At 44.1% G+C, this 12,312-nt stretch carries 17 protein-coding genes; 9 read left to right on the top strand and 8 right to left on the bottom strand.

Going from position 1 to position 12,312, the window contains the following annotated elements; all coding sequences use genetic code 11:
• Positions 1-33 precede the first annotated feature (33 nt).
• Entirely contained in the window at positions 34-453 is a 420-nt protein-coding gene (locus ACOJR9_RS12915; protein WP_420936132.1) for a type IV pilin protein, read from the top strand.
• A gap of 76 nt (positions 454-529) precedes the next feature.
• Here ACOJR9_RS12915 and ACOJR9_RS12910 read toward each other — a convergent pair whose 3' ends face one another.
• The 4 genes from ACOJR9_RS12910 to ACOJR9_RS12895 are packed head-to-tail and all read right to left on the bottom strand — an operon-like array spanning position 530 to position 2,902.
• Positions 530-823 (bottom strand): hypothetical protein, encoded by a 294-nt coding sequence (locus ACOJR9_RS12910; protein WP_420933358.1) that lies wholly within the window; start codon positions 821-823, stop codon positions 530-532.
• A 39-nt stretch (positions 824-862) separates the two neighbouring features.
• Complete coding sequence (locus ACOJR9_RS12905; RefSeq protein WP_420933357.1) at positions 863-1,786, bottom strand: hypothetical protein; 924 nt, start codon at positions 1,784-1,786, stop codon at positions 863-865.
• A complete protein-coding gene (locus tag ACOJR9_RS12900) occupies positions 1,776-2,372 on the bottom strand; it encodes a prepilin-type N-terminal cleavage/methylation domain-containing protein (RefSeq protein WP_420933356.1) in 597 nt (198 codons plus the stop codon). Before ACOJR9_RS12900 ends, ACOJR9_RS12905 begins: the two co-directional genes overlap by 11 nt.
• On the bottom strand, positions 2,366-2,902 hold the full coding sequence (locus ACOJR9_RS12895) for a pilus assembly FimT family protein (RefSeq protein WP_420933355.1): 537 nt from the start codon (positions 2,900-2,902) through the stop codon (positions 2,366-2,368). Before ACOJR9_RS12895 ends, ACOJR9_RS12900 begins: the two co-directional genes overlap by 7 nt.
• Positions 2,903-2,980: 78 nt before the next feature.
• Between ACOJR9_RS12895 and ACOJR9_RS12890 the strand changes: the two genes are divergently transcribed.
• Entirely contained in the window at positions 2,981-3,364 is a 384-nt protein-coding gene (locus ACOJR9_RS12890) for a type IV pilin protein (protein WP_420933354.1), read from the top strand.
• A gap of 20 nt (positions 3,365-3,384) precedes the next feature.
• Here the strand turns inward: ACOJR9_RS12890 and ACOJR9_RS12885 are convergent, their stop codons facing one another.
• On the bottom strand, positions 3,385-3,951 hold the full coding sequence (locus tag ACOJR9_RS12885) for a GspH/FimT family pseudopilin (RefSeq protein ID WP_420933353.1): 567 nt from the start codon (positions 3,949-3,951) through the stop codon (positions 3,385-3,387).
• A 285-nt stretch (positions 3,952-4,236) separates the two neighbouring features.
• Here ACOJR9_RS12885 and nadE point away from each other — a divergent pair, with 285 nt between their 5' ends.
• Together nadE and ACOJR9_RS12875 are read left to right on the top strand one after the other, a co-directional pair.
• Positions 4,237-5,073 (top strand): ammonia-dependent NAD(+) synthetase, encoded by an 837-nt coding sequence (gene nadE, locus ACOJR9_RS12880; RefSeq protein ID WP_420936131.1) that lies wholly within the window; start codon positions 4,237-4,239, stop codon positions 5,071-5,073.
• Between the two features lie 2 nt (positions 5,074-5,075).
• On the top strand, positions 5,076-5,414 hold the full coding sequence (locus tag ACOJR9_RS12875; RefSeq protein WP_420933352.1) for a P-II family nitrogen regulator: 339 nt from the start codon (positions 5,076-5,078) through the stop codon (positions 5,412-5,414).
• A 70-nt stretch (positions 5,415-5,484) separates the two neighbouring features.
• On the opposite strand, the gene ACOJR9_RS12870 is transcribed toward ACOJR9_RS12875, so the two are convergent.
• Together ACOJR9_RS12870 and ACOJR9_RS12865 are read right to left on the bottom strand one after the other, a co-directional pair.
• Positions 5,485-5,970: an FKBP-type peptidyl-prolyl cis-trans isomerase gene (locus ACOJR9_RS12870; RefSeq protein ID WP_420933351.1), complete on the bottom strand. Its 486-nt coding sequence runs from the start codon at positions 5,968-5,970 to the stop codon at positions 5,485-5,487.
• Between the two features lie 55 nt (positions 5,971-6,025).
• Positions 6,026-7,039: a YgfZ/GcvT domain-containing protein gene (locus ACOJR9_RS12865; protein ID WP_420933350.1), complete on the bottom strand. Its 1,014-nt coding sequence runs from the start codon at positions 7,037-7,039 to the stop codon at positions 6,026-6,028.
• Between the two features lie 187 nt (positions 7,040-7,226).
• Between ACOJR9_RS12865 and ACOJR9_RS12860 the strand changes: the two genes are divergently transcribed.
• Genes ACOJR9_RS12860 through ACOJR9_RS12850 form a run of 3 tightly spaced genes read left to right on the top strand, consistent with a single transcriptional unit; the run spans position 7,227 to position 8,962 of the window.
• Entirely contained in the window at positions 7,227-7,505 is a 279-nt protein-coding gene (locus ACOJR9_RS12860) for a succinate dehydrogenase assembly factor 2 (protein ID WP_420933349.1), read from the top strand.
• Positions 7,492-8,031, top strand: coding sequence for a protein YgfX (locus ACOJR9_RS12855; RefSeq protein WP_420933348.1), 540 nt, complete (start codon positions 7,492-7,494; stop codon positions 8,029-8,031). The genes ACOJR9_RS12860 and ACOJR9_RS12855 overlap by 14 nt, the downstream gene beginning before the upstream one ends.
• Positions 8,021-8,962: a MaoC/PaaZ C-terminal domain-containing protein gene (locus ACOJR9_RS12850; protein WP_420933347.1), complete on the top strand. Its 942-nt coding sequence runs from the start codon at positions 8,021-8,023 to the stop codon at positions 8,960-8,962. Before ACOJR9_RS12855 ends, ACOJR9_RS12850 begins: the two co-directional genes overlap by 11 nt.
• 133 nt (positions 8,963-9,095) lie before the next feature.
• On the opposite strand, the gene nadB is transcribed toward ACOJR9_RS12850, so the two are convergent.
• Positions 9,096-10,781: an L-aspartate oxidase gene (nadB, locus tag ACOJR9_RS12845; RefSeq protein WP_420933346.1), complete on the bottom strand. Its 1,686-nt coding sequence runs from the start codon at positions 10,779-10,781 to the stop codon at positions 9,096-9,098.
• Between the two features lie 197 nt (positions 10,782-10,978).
• Between nadB and rpoE the strand changes: the two genes are divergently transcribed.
• Complete coding sequence (gene rpoE, locus ACOJR9_RS12840; RefSeq protein WP_420933345.1) at positions 10,979-11,557, top strand: RNA polymerase sigma factor RpoE; 579 nt, start codon at positions 10,979-10,981, stop codon at positions 11,555-11,557.
• A gap of 97 nt (positions 11,558-11,654) precedes the next feature.
• Positions 11,655-12,236, top strand: coding sequence for a sigma-E factor negative regulatory protein (locus tag ACOJR9_RS12835; RefSeq protein WP_420933344.1), 582 nt, complete (start codon positions 11,655-11,657; stop codon positions 12,234-12,236).
• The last annotated feature ends 76 nt before the right edge of the window (positions 12,237-12,312 follow it).

Below are 12,312 nucleotides of genomic sequence, written 5' to 3'. Positions count from 1 at the left end.
GTAAAACAACAGGGCTTTTCACTGATTGAGCTAATGATTGTAGTGACTATTGTTGGCATCATAGCAGGTATTGCATACCCCTCATATCAGGGGGTTATCGCCGATGGCTACAGGGGGACAGGACAAGCAGACTTGCTTGCCTTTGCTGCTGCCATGGAACGACATCAAAGTGGTTCGTTCAGTTATGAAGGAGCCGGCAGTGGTGGAAGCAACTCGGGGGCCCCAGCGGTATTTGCCACCTATTCACCATCTTCAGAAAATGCGGCAAGCAAGCGCTATAACTTAACGATTGTTGCCGCAAATGCCACTAGCTATGAGCTCAAAGCCACGCCTGTGAGTGGCTCTGGGCAAGCAGACGATGGCGCCTTGTTTTATTTCAGCGATGGTCGAAAAGGATGGGATAGAAACAACAATGGCTCTCTCGATACGGGCGAGTATTGTTGGTCATGCTAAGCGGCGATTAAATAAAAGCGCTTAAGATAGAGAGTTTAAGAAAGAGCGCTTAAGACTGAAGCTATAAGAAGAGAAGTTAAGGCGTCAGCGTTAAAGAGCCCATTTCTTGAACATCGGCCCAGGCTTGATCATAGCTATCAACCATCATTTGTTTTCTCGCGCTGTTCATAGAGGTTTTGTGAGAAAGTTCCTTGTCATAAATGGCAACCCACAGCGATTCGGTGTGAGTGAACGCCCCTACCATGCCCACCGTGACTGATAAAAATAGGGCGGTTGCTATAAGTACTTCAACCAATGCGCCTCCGTGTTGTGCGCACTCGCTAGTTAACTGGTGTCGGTTTTCACGACACAGTGTGCTCAAGGTTTTCATCTTATTTCTCTGTCTCTCAAAATAATGTTTATGGCTGCATTAAAACTGTGCATGCCAGCTACCGGGAACAGCAATAATTTTAGCCAGTTTGGGGGCCCGTTGAAGGGTGCGCAAAACATCAGGTGAGTAAGTTACAGGGCCGTCTTTTTGTACAGTGATGTTATGCGAGGAGGTGAGTGCTCCTTTTATACTTGCACCGAGCTGCACGTTAGCCGAGTAAATAACCCCATTGTCTGACAATAAAATGATCACGCCGTAAAAAGATGTTCCGCCTCGTACAGTTAAATGACCGTTTTTAATGATAAGCAGCATCGGATTTGTACTGTCGCTGTGATCTACGTCGTTTTTATTAAGCTCACAATCGCCGTTTATCCAATGCATGCTTGCCTCACTTAAGTCGCTACACGAATTTGCAACAACAGATAATGGAAAGTAGTTTGGTACAAATGCAGAAGCGCTTCTGTTAAAAAGCCACTGTGTGAGGTTTGTATCTGGGGTTGAGGCCTGCAATATAGTGGGTATTTTGATAAACGATGGGTATCGTAAAAAACGTTGATTAATTTTGGTATCGCTTTTAACGTGGCGTAGTGATATGTCGAAAGATTTCAACGCTTGCAAGTCATCTCCACGATAGTCACTAGACACAATAGTGTGCACAATGGACGTATTACTCAATGCAATTGTGTTGGAAGGTTGAGTACGAAGCTGCGAGATAATATTGCGCATCTCTTTTTTTGTGTCTAAGTAGCGGCTTTGGGAAATTCCTACGGCCTCCCGCACTGCTTGAAAGTCGTTAACTGCAAAGGTTACGCTGGTTAACATAAATGCCGTGATACTGAGCAGTACAAGGACTGACGAAATAATAAAGAAACCTTGCTGTTTTCGTCGGTAAGCGTTTAGCGTGTTCGTTATCACTTTAATGACTCTGAATGAAGGTCTAGTTAACAGAGAGCTATTTAACATTGGCTACCTCCACGACAAATGTTGTTGACGTTTCTACGCCAGAAAATAAACTACTAGAGGCTTTGATGTAAATTTCATAAGTAACTCCCCACCCACTTACGTTTAATCTGGTAATAGAGAATTCATCAATGCGTACATCTTTAGTGTCGGTCAAGTCTTGCCAATGACTTTGCGAACAACTGCGTTTCGCAACGCGATATTCAATTGCTTTATCTCGTAATCTAAAACCAAAAAACTCATTTGGTGTAAGCGAAATAGTACCGTCACTATTTTTATCGTAAGAAAAAGTAAAGCAGCTGTCTGATGCTTCATTGCTAAAGTGAGAAATATTAATGGATGGCAGGCTTGCAGGGGGGACGGCAAGTTGCCACGCTATTGATTGTTCTATATATCCCGCTTGTTCTAGGTGAGCGGTAATAACATGTTGCAGTGCCTGAAGCTCGGCTTCGATGGAAACCGTTTGTTGAATTTTTAGTAGCGCACTGTAAAAAAATGCAGTGTGACGAGATGCCAAGACCAATAAGGTGCTGGCTATGCCAGTGGCCACAAGCAGTTCTACTAGGCTAAACCCCCTGCGTTTCAACATGTGGCAACACCATTTAGGCTGACGGTGGAGCAGTGTTTTATTCTTCCTAAGGCGCTTATCATCACCTTGCCAACATGTGACGAGCTTTTTACCGTTATTGTTGTATTATTTCCAAAATTTACTGCGCCATATTTACTAAAGGTAACAACGCGATTTTGATTATCAGCGGTCGCCAGAGTCACTCCTGAATGCGACGCGGAATATGCGTACTCTTTTCCGTCGATGCTACAGGCACTAGTAGTTGAACAGTCGCAGGATATTAATCGGCTGCTTCCCGCACACTGACTACCGGTAACATCTACCACAAATGACACATTTGATTGTGAAGTAACAGCCACTGTTTTTGCTGTTTCAGCAAGGCTGCTGATATGACGAAGAGCGTGTGTAAATCTGTTCGCCTCGTGCCATTGTGCAAAGGAAGGCGCAGCTAAAAGCAGTGTAATAATAAAAATGGAGAGTGTGATCATTAGCTCCAGTAACGTTAAACCACTAATGTGCTGTTTGTACTTTACAACGTTGTTATAAACCATGCTTGAGGTCGGTTATGCCGGATAGGCTGAATTGATAGAGTTAATCTATATTGAAAATATGCTCAGGTAATCTGTACTATGGAAGGTAATTGGTTTAAGGGAAAGGGGTTCTCCCTTGTTGAGCTGTTAATTGCGCTGTGTATCGTGGGCATTTTAACCACATTAACAATGCAGTCTTATCAATCAGGAAAAAGAGTAACGTCGCGTTACTTGGCGAAAAGCCATATGATAAAGCTTCAGGCCATTCAGTCGCGCTATTGGCTCAATAGTGGTGGCTTTGTTCCGCTATCAATGTTGCCGGGCATAGACACTGGGGGTGTGGAAATTAAGGAAGTAATGAGCAGTAGTAGCCATTACGAGTTTAAGGCAGTGCTCACCTATTTCGATAACAAAGCCCCCTGCCGGACCCTTGTTGTAACTGACACTGCCTTGTTGCCAAGGCAGTGTTGGTTGGCTCATTAATTAAGTGGGGCGCCTGTAATTTATGAACAGCTCAAATCCGCTCCTGTTAAGTCCTCTTTAGTGCCATCACCATCACTATCTACAGCCACTGAAATTCGGCCATAAAGTGAAAGAAGCAACGCTGACGCGTATTCGCTGCTATTGTCTTTTGGGCAAAGCGTAATGGTGGCTGCTTGGCTTATACCGCCTTGCTCATTGAAGGTGATAGTTCCTGATATGCCGTAAATCGTATTAGTACTATTGAGCGGGTCGCTGGTGGTGATAAGCGTTTCTGATGTATCTCGGGAGCCGTTTCCGTTGTCATCAACGAATATCATAGTGGCGTTTTTCCAACTGCTTACACAGCTTGTGTAATTTTGAGTGGGGCACATAACTACGTTTGACTGCTCATCCACTGCCGTAAAACGAGCACGCTGTGCTGCTGCGCTTAAGTGATTAAGGTCGGAAGTGATCCTGCTTTTTATTAAAATGCTTTGTATAGCAGGTGCAACCGTCGTTAGCATGATAGCCACAATGGCTATAGCAATAAGCAGCTCTAATAGAGTGAGCCCTGCTTGTTTTACTGTATTCTGTCTTTTGTTGTTCATTCGGCTTTTTATCATAATTATTCAAAGTTCTTGGTCAAAATCTGACACTTTTTTAATCTCGCATGCAGAATTTGATAAACAAAACCGCCACTATTTAGCGTACACTAAAGTTGTTGGGCAAAGGGTATGTTTTACTTCTATTGCGCATAGTTCGCTATACCTCTTTATGATAAGCCTACTAAAAGTACGACGATTATCGGTGGCATGTAATCTTGCCACTAACATCTATACGGATAATATCGTAAACTCACCGATTAAGACGCTTAAAAACACGTGGATATTATGATGCAAAAACAAGCAGTTATTGAAGAGATGCAGGTGCTTCCTGAAATCGATGTTGAATTTGAGGTAGCGCGAAGAGTGTCATTTATTAAAAAACAGTTGCTCACCTCAGGATTGAACGCTTTAGTGCTGGGTATTAGCGGCGGGATAGACTCATGTACTTTGGGCAAATTAGCACAGCTTGCTGTTGATGAATTAAACAAAGAGAATCATGAAAGCTACCAGTTTATTGCAGTCAGACTTCCTTATGACACTCAAGCCGATGAAGCTGATGCACAGCAATCTATCGACTTTATTCAACCCTCCTATGCGGTCACAGTAAATGTTCAGCCAGGCGTAGATGCGATACATACGAGTACAACGAATGCGTTAAAAGAGGTGGGGTTACTGCCTGAAAGTACGAGTAAGCAAGACTTTGTGAAAGGCAATGTTAAGGCGAGGGCACGTATGGTCACTCAGTATGAGATTGCCGGCATGGTGGATGGACTTGTATTGGGTACGGATCATTCGGCTGAAAATATTACAGGGTTTTATACAAAATACGGTGATGGTGCGTGCGACCTAGCCCCGCTTTTTGGTTTAAGTAAGCGTCAAGTAAGAGCTCTGGCGGCGCATTTAGGCGCGCCTCATCATGTTATCACCAAAGCTCCCACAGCCGATTTAGAAAGCCTATCGCCGCAAAAAGCAGATGAGCAAGCGCTGGGAATGACTTACGATCAAATCGATGATTTTCTGGAAGGTAAGCCAGTTTCCGCTGAAGTGGAAGAGAAATTGCTTTATATTTATGAACGTACACAGCACAAACGTGTACCCATTCCAACAATCTATGATGAGTTGTAATCATGAAAAAAATTGAAGCTATCATTAAGCCATTTAAAATGGACGATGTAAGGGAAGCATTAGCTGAAGTCGGTATAGCAGGGATGACAGTTACCGAGGTAAAAGGTTTCGGTAGGCAGAAAGGGCATACTGAATTGTACCGCGGCGCTGAATATCAGGTGGATTTCCTACCTAAAATTAAGGTTGAGTTAGTTCTTGACGATGAGCGTGTGGAGCAAGCATTAGACGCTATTCAGTCAGCAGCTAAAACAGGCAAAATTGGTGATGGAAAAATATTTGTTTATAACGTAGAGCATGCGGTTCGAATTAGAACGGGTGAATTGAACGAAGACGCTATTTAACAGAATATATCGCTGTTATACCGCACAAGAAAGGGAGCGTATCGCTCCCTTTTTCGTCTTAGTATGTGGCTTAATGATCGTGGCCACAACCTCCAGCCCCGTGCACGTGCCCGTGCTCACGCTCTTGCTCAGTGGCTTCTCGAATATCGACAACATTAACGTCAAAAGTCAAAGGAATACCTGCCAAAGGATGGTTACCATCAACAACCACTTCGTCATCATTAGTTTCAATGATAATGACGGACTGCTCGCCTTGTGGCGTTGTAGCACGGAAAGACATACCTACTTCAACTTCGGTGCCTTCAAACATTGTGCGAGGAACGGTTTGTACCAACTCGTCTACACGTTCTCCGTATGCTTTTTCAGGTTCGATAGAAACGTTAAAGGTATCGTTTTTGTCTTTTCCAATTAATGCGTCTTCTAGTCCCTCAATAAGGAAGCGTTGACCAAGCAACACGACTAGCGGTTCTTTTCCTTCAGAAGAATCCAATGTGGTTCCATCTTCGGTTGAAACAGTATAGTGAAGTGTTACAACGCTATCAGAGGTAATAGTCATATAAAATCCTAAGTTTTCCCGTGTGGGTAATGAATGTAAATCGTTTGCCGTAAAATCAGCGACGTTTCTTGATAATGTTGCTGGTTTTTTGCTCAATGCTGTACGGCAGAGCGTAAGGGTAACAGGTTACCGTCTCTTTATCAGCCAATCGGTGTAAATCTTCAGGGGTGGTATCGTTGGAGAGTACCGCCATAAAGTGAGTTTCATTGTCTAGACGGGCAACGCTTGTCACTACGCCCGCTCTTCGCCAATTTTCGCCAAGTTGCTTCTCAATAGCGTCGCCAGCAGAAACGTCAACATTTCCATTGATACAAAAGCTGAATGCAGCACGTTTGTTCTTACCTAAAAAGCGCGTTCTCGCCACCACTTCTTGGCCCATGTAACAGCCTTTGTCGAAGTCAATTGCATTAAGTGCGTGTGCGTTTAGCATTTGAGGCACATATTCACCTACTGTAATGCCTTCAACCGTTGCGTGAGCATTCACTATTTTTATGGCGTCAAACACCGATTGTGAAAAACAAGGAAGTGCCTGTTCACCTATGTTTGTCTTAACGTCGTCGCTTGCAAGCTGGTTTAGAACTACGAAGTAACCTTGTTGAACGGTGTCGGTTTTAAAGCAAAGTCCGTACTCGCTTTGATAACTAGTAAGAGAACTGTCGACAGTGGCTTCGTCAAAAGGTACGTCAGAAAAATGTTTGCTCAGAAGGTCTTTTGCACTAGTGCCTGAAATAAAAAAAGCATTCAATTCGCTGCTGCCGTCAACGATGTCTACTTTTGAAAATACGCCATATTTATTCAGCTCAGCTAAGGTGCGGGCACCGGCGTCTTCATTAGTCAGTAAAAGTATTTTTGCGCCAAATCGCGCAATATACCCCGTTGACCATGTCTTACCCTTGTTATCACAATGGGCGTAGTGTCGTACGGTTTTGTCATCTAATTTATTGATGTTGACGGTTAGCTGGCCCTGCAGATAGCTATCCGCCTGTTCGCCCTCAAGGGTGATAATCATGGTGCTGCCGAGTGTTACGGCGTAATGTTGTGGTAATGCATCTAGCGTTGTTAGTGACATGATGGCGCTCTTTTTAAAAACTCTGTAGTTTCAAGGTATGGCAAAACGCAGATTTATCAAGGGGAAGGTGGCAGCCAGTCGCAAATTCTCTACGTTAATATCTATGCGGACTGGTATAAATTAGTGTTAGTTTGCTTATCAGGCCAAAAGAGCAGTGATCCTACTATGACACGCGTGGTACTATTTAGTGATAACAAATGAGGTTAAAGAATATATGTTTGAACCCAAACGATTAGCGAGATTAAAGTGGGCATGTCGCCGCGGCATGCTCGAGTTAGATGTGTTACTACTACCATTTGTTGAGCAAGCGTTCGACGAACTAAGTTATGAAGAAAAAGTCACGTTTGAGCGTTTGCTCACAAGTGATGATCCTGATTTGTTCGCATGGATAATGGGTCATCAAAAATGCGACGATCCTGAGCTTGCTGCGATGATTTCAACCGTCGTAAATCGTGTCAAAGTATAAAATACACATAACGTATTCACCTTATAGAGTGACATTCAATCGCGTCACTCTTTCCGCTTTGTTACTAGTTGTATTGCAATGCTTGCCGTCAAGCCTGTTGACGTGGATTGATGATGCAACACTTACTGCTCTGACGCTCCCTCCGTTACTTATATGCTTATCGCTTTTTAGTCAATCAACGCAGGGCAATTCTCTCAACCAACTGGATTTGATGTTGTCGGATGAGGGTGTTGTACATATTGTAGACGGCATCTCTAGTGACAAGTTTATGTATCTCACAAAAAAAGGACTTACCAGCTCACGGGCTAATGATATATTTCAACTTCACGGTGCCTCCCAGCTTCTCCCTTGGGGAATGTGTTTAGAGATGACTCGAGTAAAACAAAAATGGTCCGATAAGGGTTACGCTCACTTTTGCTGGGTACTGAAAAACGAATGTTCTGAACGTGATTATCGCAGATTGTGTAGAGCGATAATTTATGTCAGAAAAGGATATGGACTAAGGGACAAAATGAATGTTTCGTGAATATACAAAATCACTATTTAAGCGTGTTGATAAACGACAGTTAATGCAGTTTAAACCTCCCCGGTTACCGCAACGCATCTACACCAAAACGTTTAGCATAGACAATAATCACTACCAGAAATTTTGTCGGGAGGTGAAGTGGCCTGAGCGCGAACATGTTCATCCTCTGTATCTCCAAATGCTTTCCCTCCCTTTGCAAATGCGTTGCCTATTAGATAAACAAAGCCCATTTCCTTTGCTCGGATTAGTACACTGTGCCAACAAGGTTGAGGTTTTTGAGCATTGCGACCTTGCTAAACCTTTTGAATATCGGGTTAGGTTTAGTGATGTTAGGCCCCATTCAAGAGGGTGGGAAGTGGATGTGTTACTTGAAGCATTACAAAGCGGTAAATGTGTTTATAGAGCAGTAAGTAGCTACTTAGTAAAAGTAAAAGCAGTGCATGTGGCTCCAACAGCGGCGCAAACCGCAAATGCAATAAGTGACGAAAGCGAAACGCGATCTTTCCTTTCAAGCTTTATTGCGAGCGCGGACGCAGGAAGGCGCTATGCCGCTATTTCGGGAGACTATAACCCTATTCATTTATCGACGCTGTCCGCGAAGGTGTTTGGGTTTAAAACTGCCATTGCCCACGGAATGTGGACATTAGCCTGCGTTATTTCTCACTATGTTGAACATACCGAAGTTGTAGCCAAGGCAGGAGTAGAGCAGGGCCCAGAGGATGAAAAAGCGTTATGCAACGGCTATATCAAAGAAGTGTCATGTAGGTTTAAACAGCCTGTATATTTACCCAATGAATTGGCCATTTACAGTCGAAGCCCAATGAGCTCTGCAAGCACAACGTCAAAATCTTCTGCATATCAGAGTGTCGAATTAGAAGTGACAAGTGCGAAAGACGCAAGGATTCACTTACACACGTTTTTGTATTATTAAAAAAGGTGAGCGTCGCCATTTATCTCAACGCTCACCTTTAGTTTTAACGTGACCACTGCCCACCTTTTATTGAGTGAAGAGTATTGAGTACAGGGCAAAGCTAGCAAATTTGTTAACTCTTCATCTCTAAAGCTTAACGCATATCGCTGAAGCTTCCTTCAGTGATGAGTGCCCCAACGCTTTTTCCCGAAAGCTGGTTATTAGGTATCAACACGGTGGGCTTGGTGTTAGCTAGCTGTTCTGGATGATCCAGATTGAAATGAAGGCCTCTACTTTCTTTTCTTTCCATAGCGCATCGCACAATAAGCTCTGCCACTGTGACCAAGTTTCTCAACTCAAGCAAGTTATTACTTACGCGAAAGTGAGAGTAGTATTCAGTAATTTCCTGCTCTAACAACTTAATCCGTCGCATAGCACGTTCTAACCGTTTATCGGTTCGAACAATCCCTACATAATCCCACATAAACAGTCTCAGCTCGTGCCAGTTGTGTTGAATAATCACTTCTTCGTCCGAGTTTGATACTTGGCTTTCATCCCAAGGGGCAATAGTTTCGTCACTATCTTTAGTGGGGAGACAGCTAATAATATGCTCTGCTGCTGAACTGGCAAACACCACACATTCCAATAGTGAATTTGAAGCCATTCGATTGGCACCGTGCAAACCGGTATAGGCGACTTCGCCAATAGCGTAAACGTTATTTAAATCGGTCTTTGCATTAAAGTCGGTGATCACACCACCACAGCTATAATGCGCTGCCGGTACCACCGGAATTGGCTCACGGGTGATATCGATACCCAAGGAGCGACATTTGCGATAGATGTTAGGGAAGTGTTTAACAATAAAATCGGCAGGTTTATGACTGATGTCCAGGTACATGCAATCTGCGCCTAGGCGTTTCATTTCATAATCGATGGCTCTTGCAACCACATCACGGGGCGCAAGATCGCCACGCTCATCAAACTTCTGCATAAAGCGAGTGCCATCAGCGTGACAAAGATTAGCGCCTTCACCGCGCAATGCTTCTGTGATGAGAAAGTTTCGCGCCTGAGGGTGAAATAGGCAAGTCGGGTGGAACTGGTTAAATTCCATGTTTGCCACTCTACATCCGGCGCGCCAGGCCATTGCAATGCCATCACCACTCGATACATCGGGGTTTGAAGTGTACTGGTACACTTTGCTTCCGCCGCCGGTAGCTAGCGCAATAAACGGCGCGCGAATCACTTCAACATGTTCTTGTTGACGATTCCATACATAAGCTCCCACGCACTGATTTTTCTCGGTCTTCGATGGGATCAGGTCGATAGCATTATACCGCTCGAAAAAATGAATGTTTGGATGAGTAGATACTGCATCGTTAAGCGTAATTTGTAACGCTTCGCCTGTGGCATCTGCAGCGTGCAGTATTCTGCGATGACTGTGACCGCCTTCTCGCGTTAAGTGAAACTTCTCTTCACCAGATTCGCTTTTTTCTCTGTCAAACGGCACTCCGTAACTAATTAGCCATTCCAAAGCCGCTTTTGCCCGTTCGGTGGTAAAGCGAACTGCTGGCTCATCACAAAGGCCGCCACCGGCTTTCAATGTGTCGCTGACGTGTGCATCAATAGAGTCTTGTTCATCAAAGACAGCAGCAATACCACCCTGTGCGTAACGCGTTGAGCCTTCATTTCGGTCGCTTTTACTCAACACAATGACTTGGCAGTGGTCAGCGAGCTTCAACGCTAGGCTAAGCCCAGCTGCGCCGCTTCCGATAATTAACACATCACAGCGATGTTCAATGGCATTTGATGTGGAAGTTAGTGAAGACAATCCAGATTTCATGTATTTTTATATCAGTATATACAAGCAAAGGTTCAGCAAGTCTAATGGATGAGTGGCAAAACACAATAATTCTTCGGGCGTGTACATGGTATTATTTAAAATAATTAATGCTTTAGTCGAACTTTTTCAAAGAGAACACGTCTACACACAGGCTTTATTGGGCTATTGTGGATAAGAAGTAGGGAGTAATGGCTCGAATGAGCGAGCAAGTAACCGACCAGCAACTGGTGGAAAGAGTACAACGTGGTGATAAAAACGCATTCAACTTGTTGGTAACCCGTTACCAACACAAAGTTATGCACCTTGTGTCTCGATACGTTAAAAATACGGGTGATGTTGCTGATGTAACACAAGAAGCCTTCATTAAAGCGTATAGAGCGCTTCCCAATTTTCGTGGAGACAGTGCGTTTTACACTTGGCTATATCGTATTGCGGTAAATAGCGCAAAAAATTATCTTGTTTCTCAAGGTCGCAAGCCTCCGGCAAGTGATGTGGATGCCGAAGAAGCCGATTACTATGAAGGTAGTGACGCACTCAAAGAGCAATCAACTCCTGAACGGAGTTTGCTGTCGGATGAGCTTGAAGAGACGTTATTTAAAGTGGTGGAAAAACTGCCTGATGATCTCCGAATGGCGATAACGCTTCGCGAGATTGAAGGGATGAGTTATGAGGAAATAGCAGGCGTGATGTCTTGTCCTGTGGGTACCGTGCGTTCGCGTATTTTCAGAGCTAGAGAAGCCATCGATAAAGTCATTCAGCCGCTGTTAGAAAATTAATTTAAATAAACTTCAAAAAAGATGAACTTTCTCTTTTTTGGGATGACTAACAGCTGTGTTAGGGTAGTTAACGGTCAAACGATCTGGATATGAATATATGACGCAACAGCAAGAAAAATTGTCCGCATTCATGGATGGTGAAGCAGAAGACGATAAAATCATCGACGCAATTAAGCATGATGCAGCGCTTCAAGCTAAATGGCAGCGATATCATGTCATCCGTGGTACGATGCGCAAAGAAGCAAGTGTAGCGCCAGAAATGGATATTACGGCTCGTATTGCTGCTGCTTTGGCAGACGAACCGGCGATTGTGGCTCCAAAAGAATCTCGTTGGCGCTCAATCCCAATCATTGGAAATATCGTTCCGTTTGCGACGCAATCTGGTCAGTTTGCCGTTGCAGCGTCGGTGGCTTTAGCAGTTATTTTAGGCGTTCAGCACCTGAATCAGCCAGCGCCTTCAGAACCATTCATGACGGCACCTACTGCTGGCCCTCAAGGTGGTCTGGCGCCGGTTAGTCTTGAACAAACCCGGACGTTGCCACGTAACGACATGAATGAAGTCCTTGAGAAGAAGCGCAAAATTAACGCGCTTATCGCCGACCATGAGCAACAACTAAAATTGAAACAGGTGCAGGCCGAAGAGGAAGAAAAAGCCTCTGACGATACTAATCGCCCATAGGCGATTGCGGCAACGCTATCTTTTCAACTAGTATTTATTATTAGTAACTTCGCATACCAGCACTTGCACGTGCTGG

It is taken from the genome of Alteromonas ulvae (assembly GCF_048987005.1).
GTDB lineage: Bacteria > Pseudomonadota > Gammaproteobacteria > Enterobacterales > Alteromonadaceae > Alteromonas.
This window is presented reverse-complemented; position numbering and strand designations above follow the sequence as displayed.

Bases quoted from the DNA above. Each gene is read 5' to 3' on its own strand.
- ACOJR9_RS12915 (WP_420936132.1), top strand. From the start codon at position 34: ATGATTGTAGTGACTATTGTTGGCATCATAGCAGGTATTGCATACCCC.
- ACOJR9_RS12910 (WP_420933358.1), bottom strand. From the start codon at position 823: ATGAAAACCTTGAGCACACTGTGTCGTGAAAACCGACACCAGTTAACT.
- ACOJR9_RS12905 (WP_420933357.1), bottom strand. From the start codon at position 1,786: ATGTTAAATAGCTCTCTGTTAACTAGACCTTCATTCAGAGTCATTAAA.
- ACOJR9_RS12900 (WP_420933356.1), bottom strand. From the start codon at position 2,372: ATGTTGAAACGCAGGGGGTTTAGCCTAGTAGAACTGCTTGTGGCCACT.
- ACOJR9_RS12895 (WP_420933355.1), bottom strand. From the start codon at position 2,902: ATGGTTTATAACAACGTTGTAAAGTACAAACAGCACATTAGTGGTTTA.
- ACOJR9_RS12890 (WP_420933354.1), top strand. From the start codon at position 2,981: ATGGAAGGTAATTGGTTTAAGGGAAAGGGGTTCTCCCTTGTTGAGCTG.
- ACOJR9_RS12885 (WP_420933353.1), bottom strand. From the start codon at position 3,951: ATGAACAACAAAAGACAGAATACAGTAAAACAAGCAGGGCTCACTCTA.
- nadE (WP_420936131.1), top strand. From the start codon at position 4,237: ATGCAAAAACAAGCAGTTATTGAAGAGATGCAGGTGCTTCCTGAAATC.
- ACOJR9_RS12875 (WP_420933352.1), top strand. From the start codon at position 5,076: ATGAAAAAAATTGAAGCTATCATTAAGCCATTTAAAATGGACGATGTA.
- ACOJR9_RS12870 (WP_420933351.1), bottom strand. From the start codon at position 5,970: ATGACTATTACCTCTGATAGCGTTGTAACACTTCACTATACTGTTTCA.
- ACOJR9_RS12865 (WP_420933350.1), bottom strand. From the start codon at position 7,039: ATGTCACTAACAACGCTAGATGCATTACCACAACATTACGCCGTAACA.
- ACOJR9_RS12850 (WP_420933347.1), top strand. From the start codon at position 8,021: ATGTTTCGTGAATATACAAAATCACTATTTAAGCGTGTTGATAAACGA.
- nadB (WP_420933346.1), bottom strand. From the start codon at position 10,781: ATGAAATCTGGATTGTCTTCACTAACTTCCACATCAAATGCCATTGAA.
- rpoE (WP_420933345.1), top strand. From the start codon at position 10,979: ATGAGCGAGCAAGTAACCGACCAGCAACTGGTGGAAAGAGTACAACGT.
- ACOJR9_RS12835 (WP_420933344.1), top strand. From the start codon at position 11,655: ATGACGCAACAGCAAGAAAAATTGTCCGCATTCATGGATGGTGAAGCA.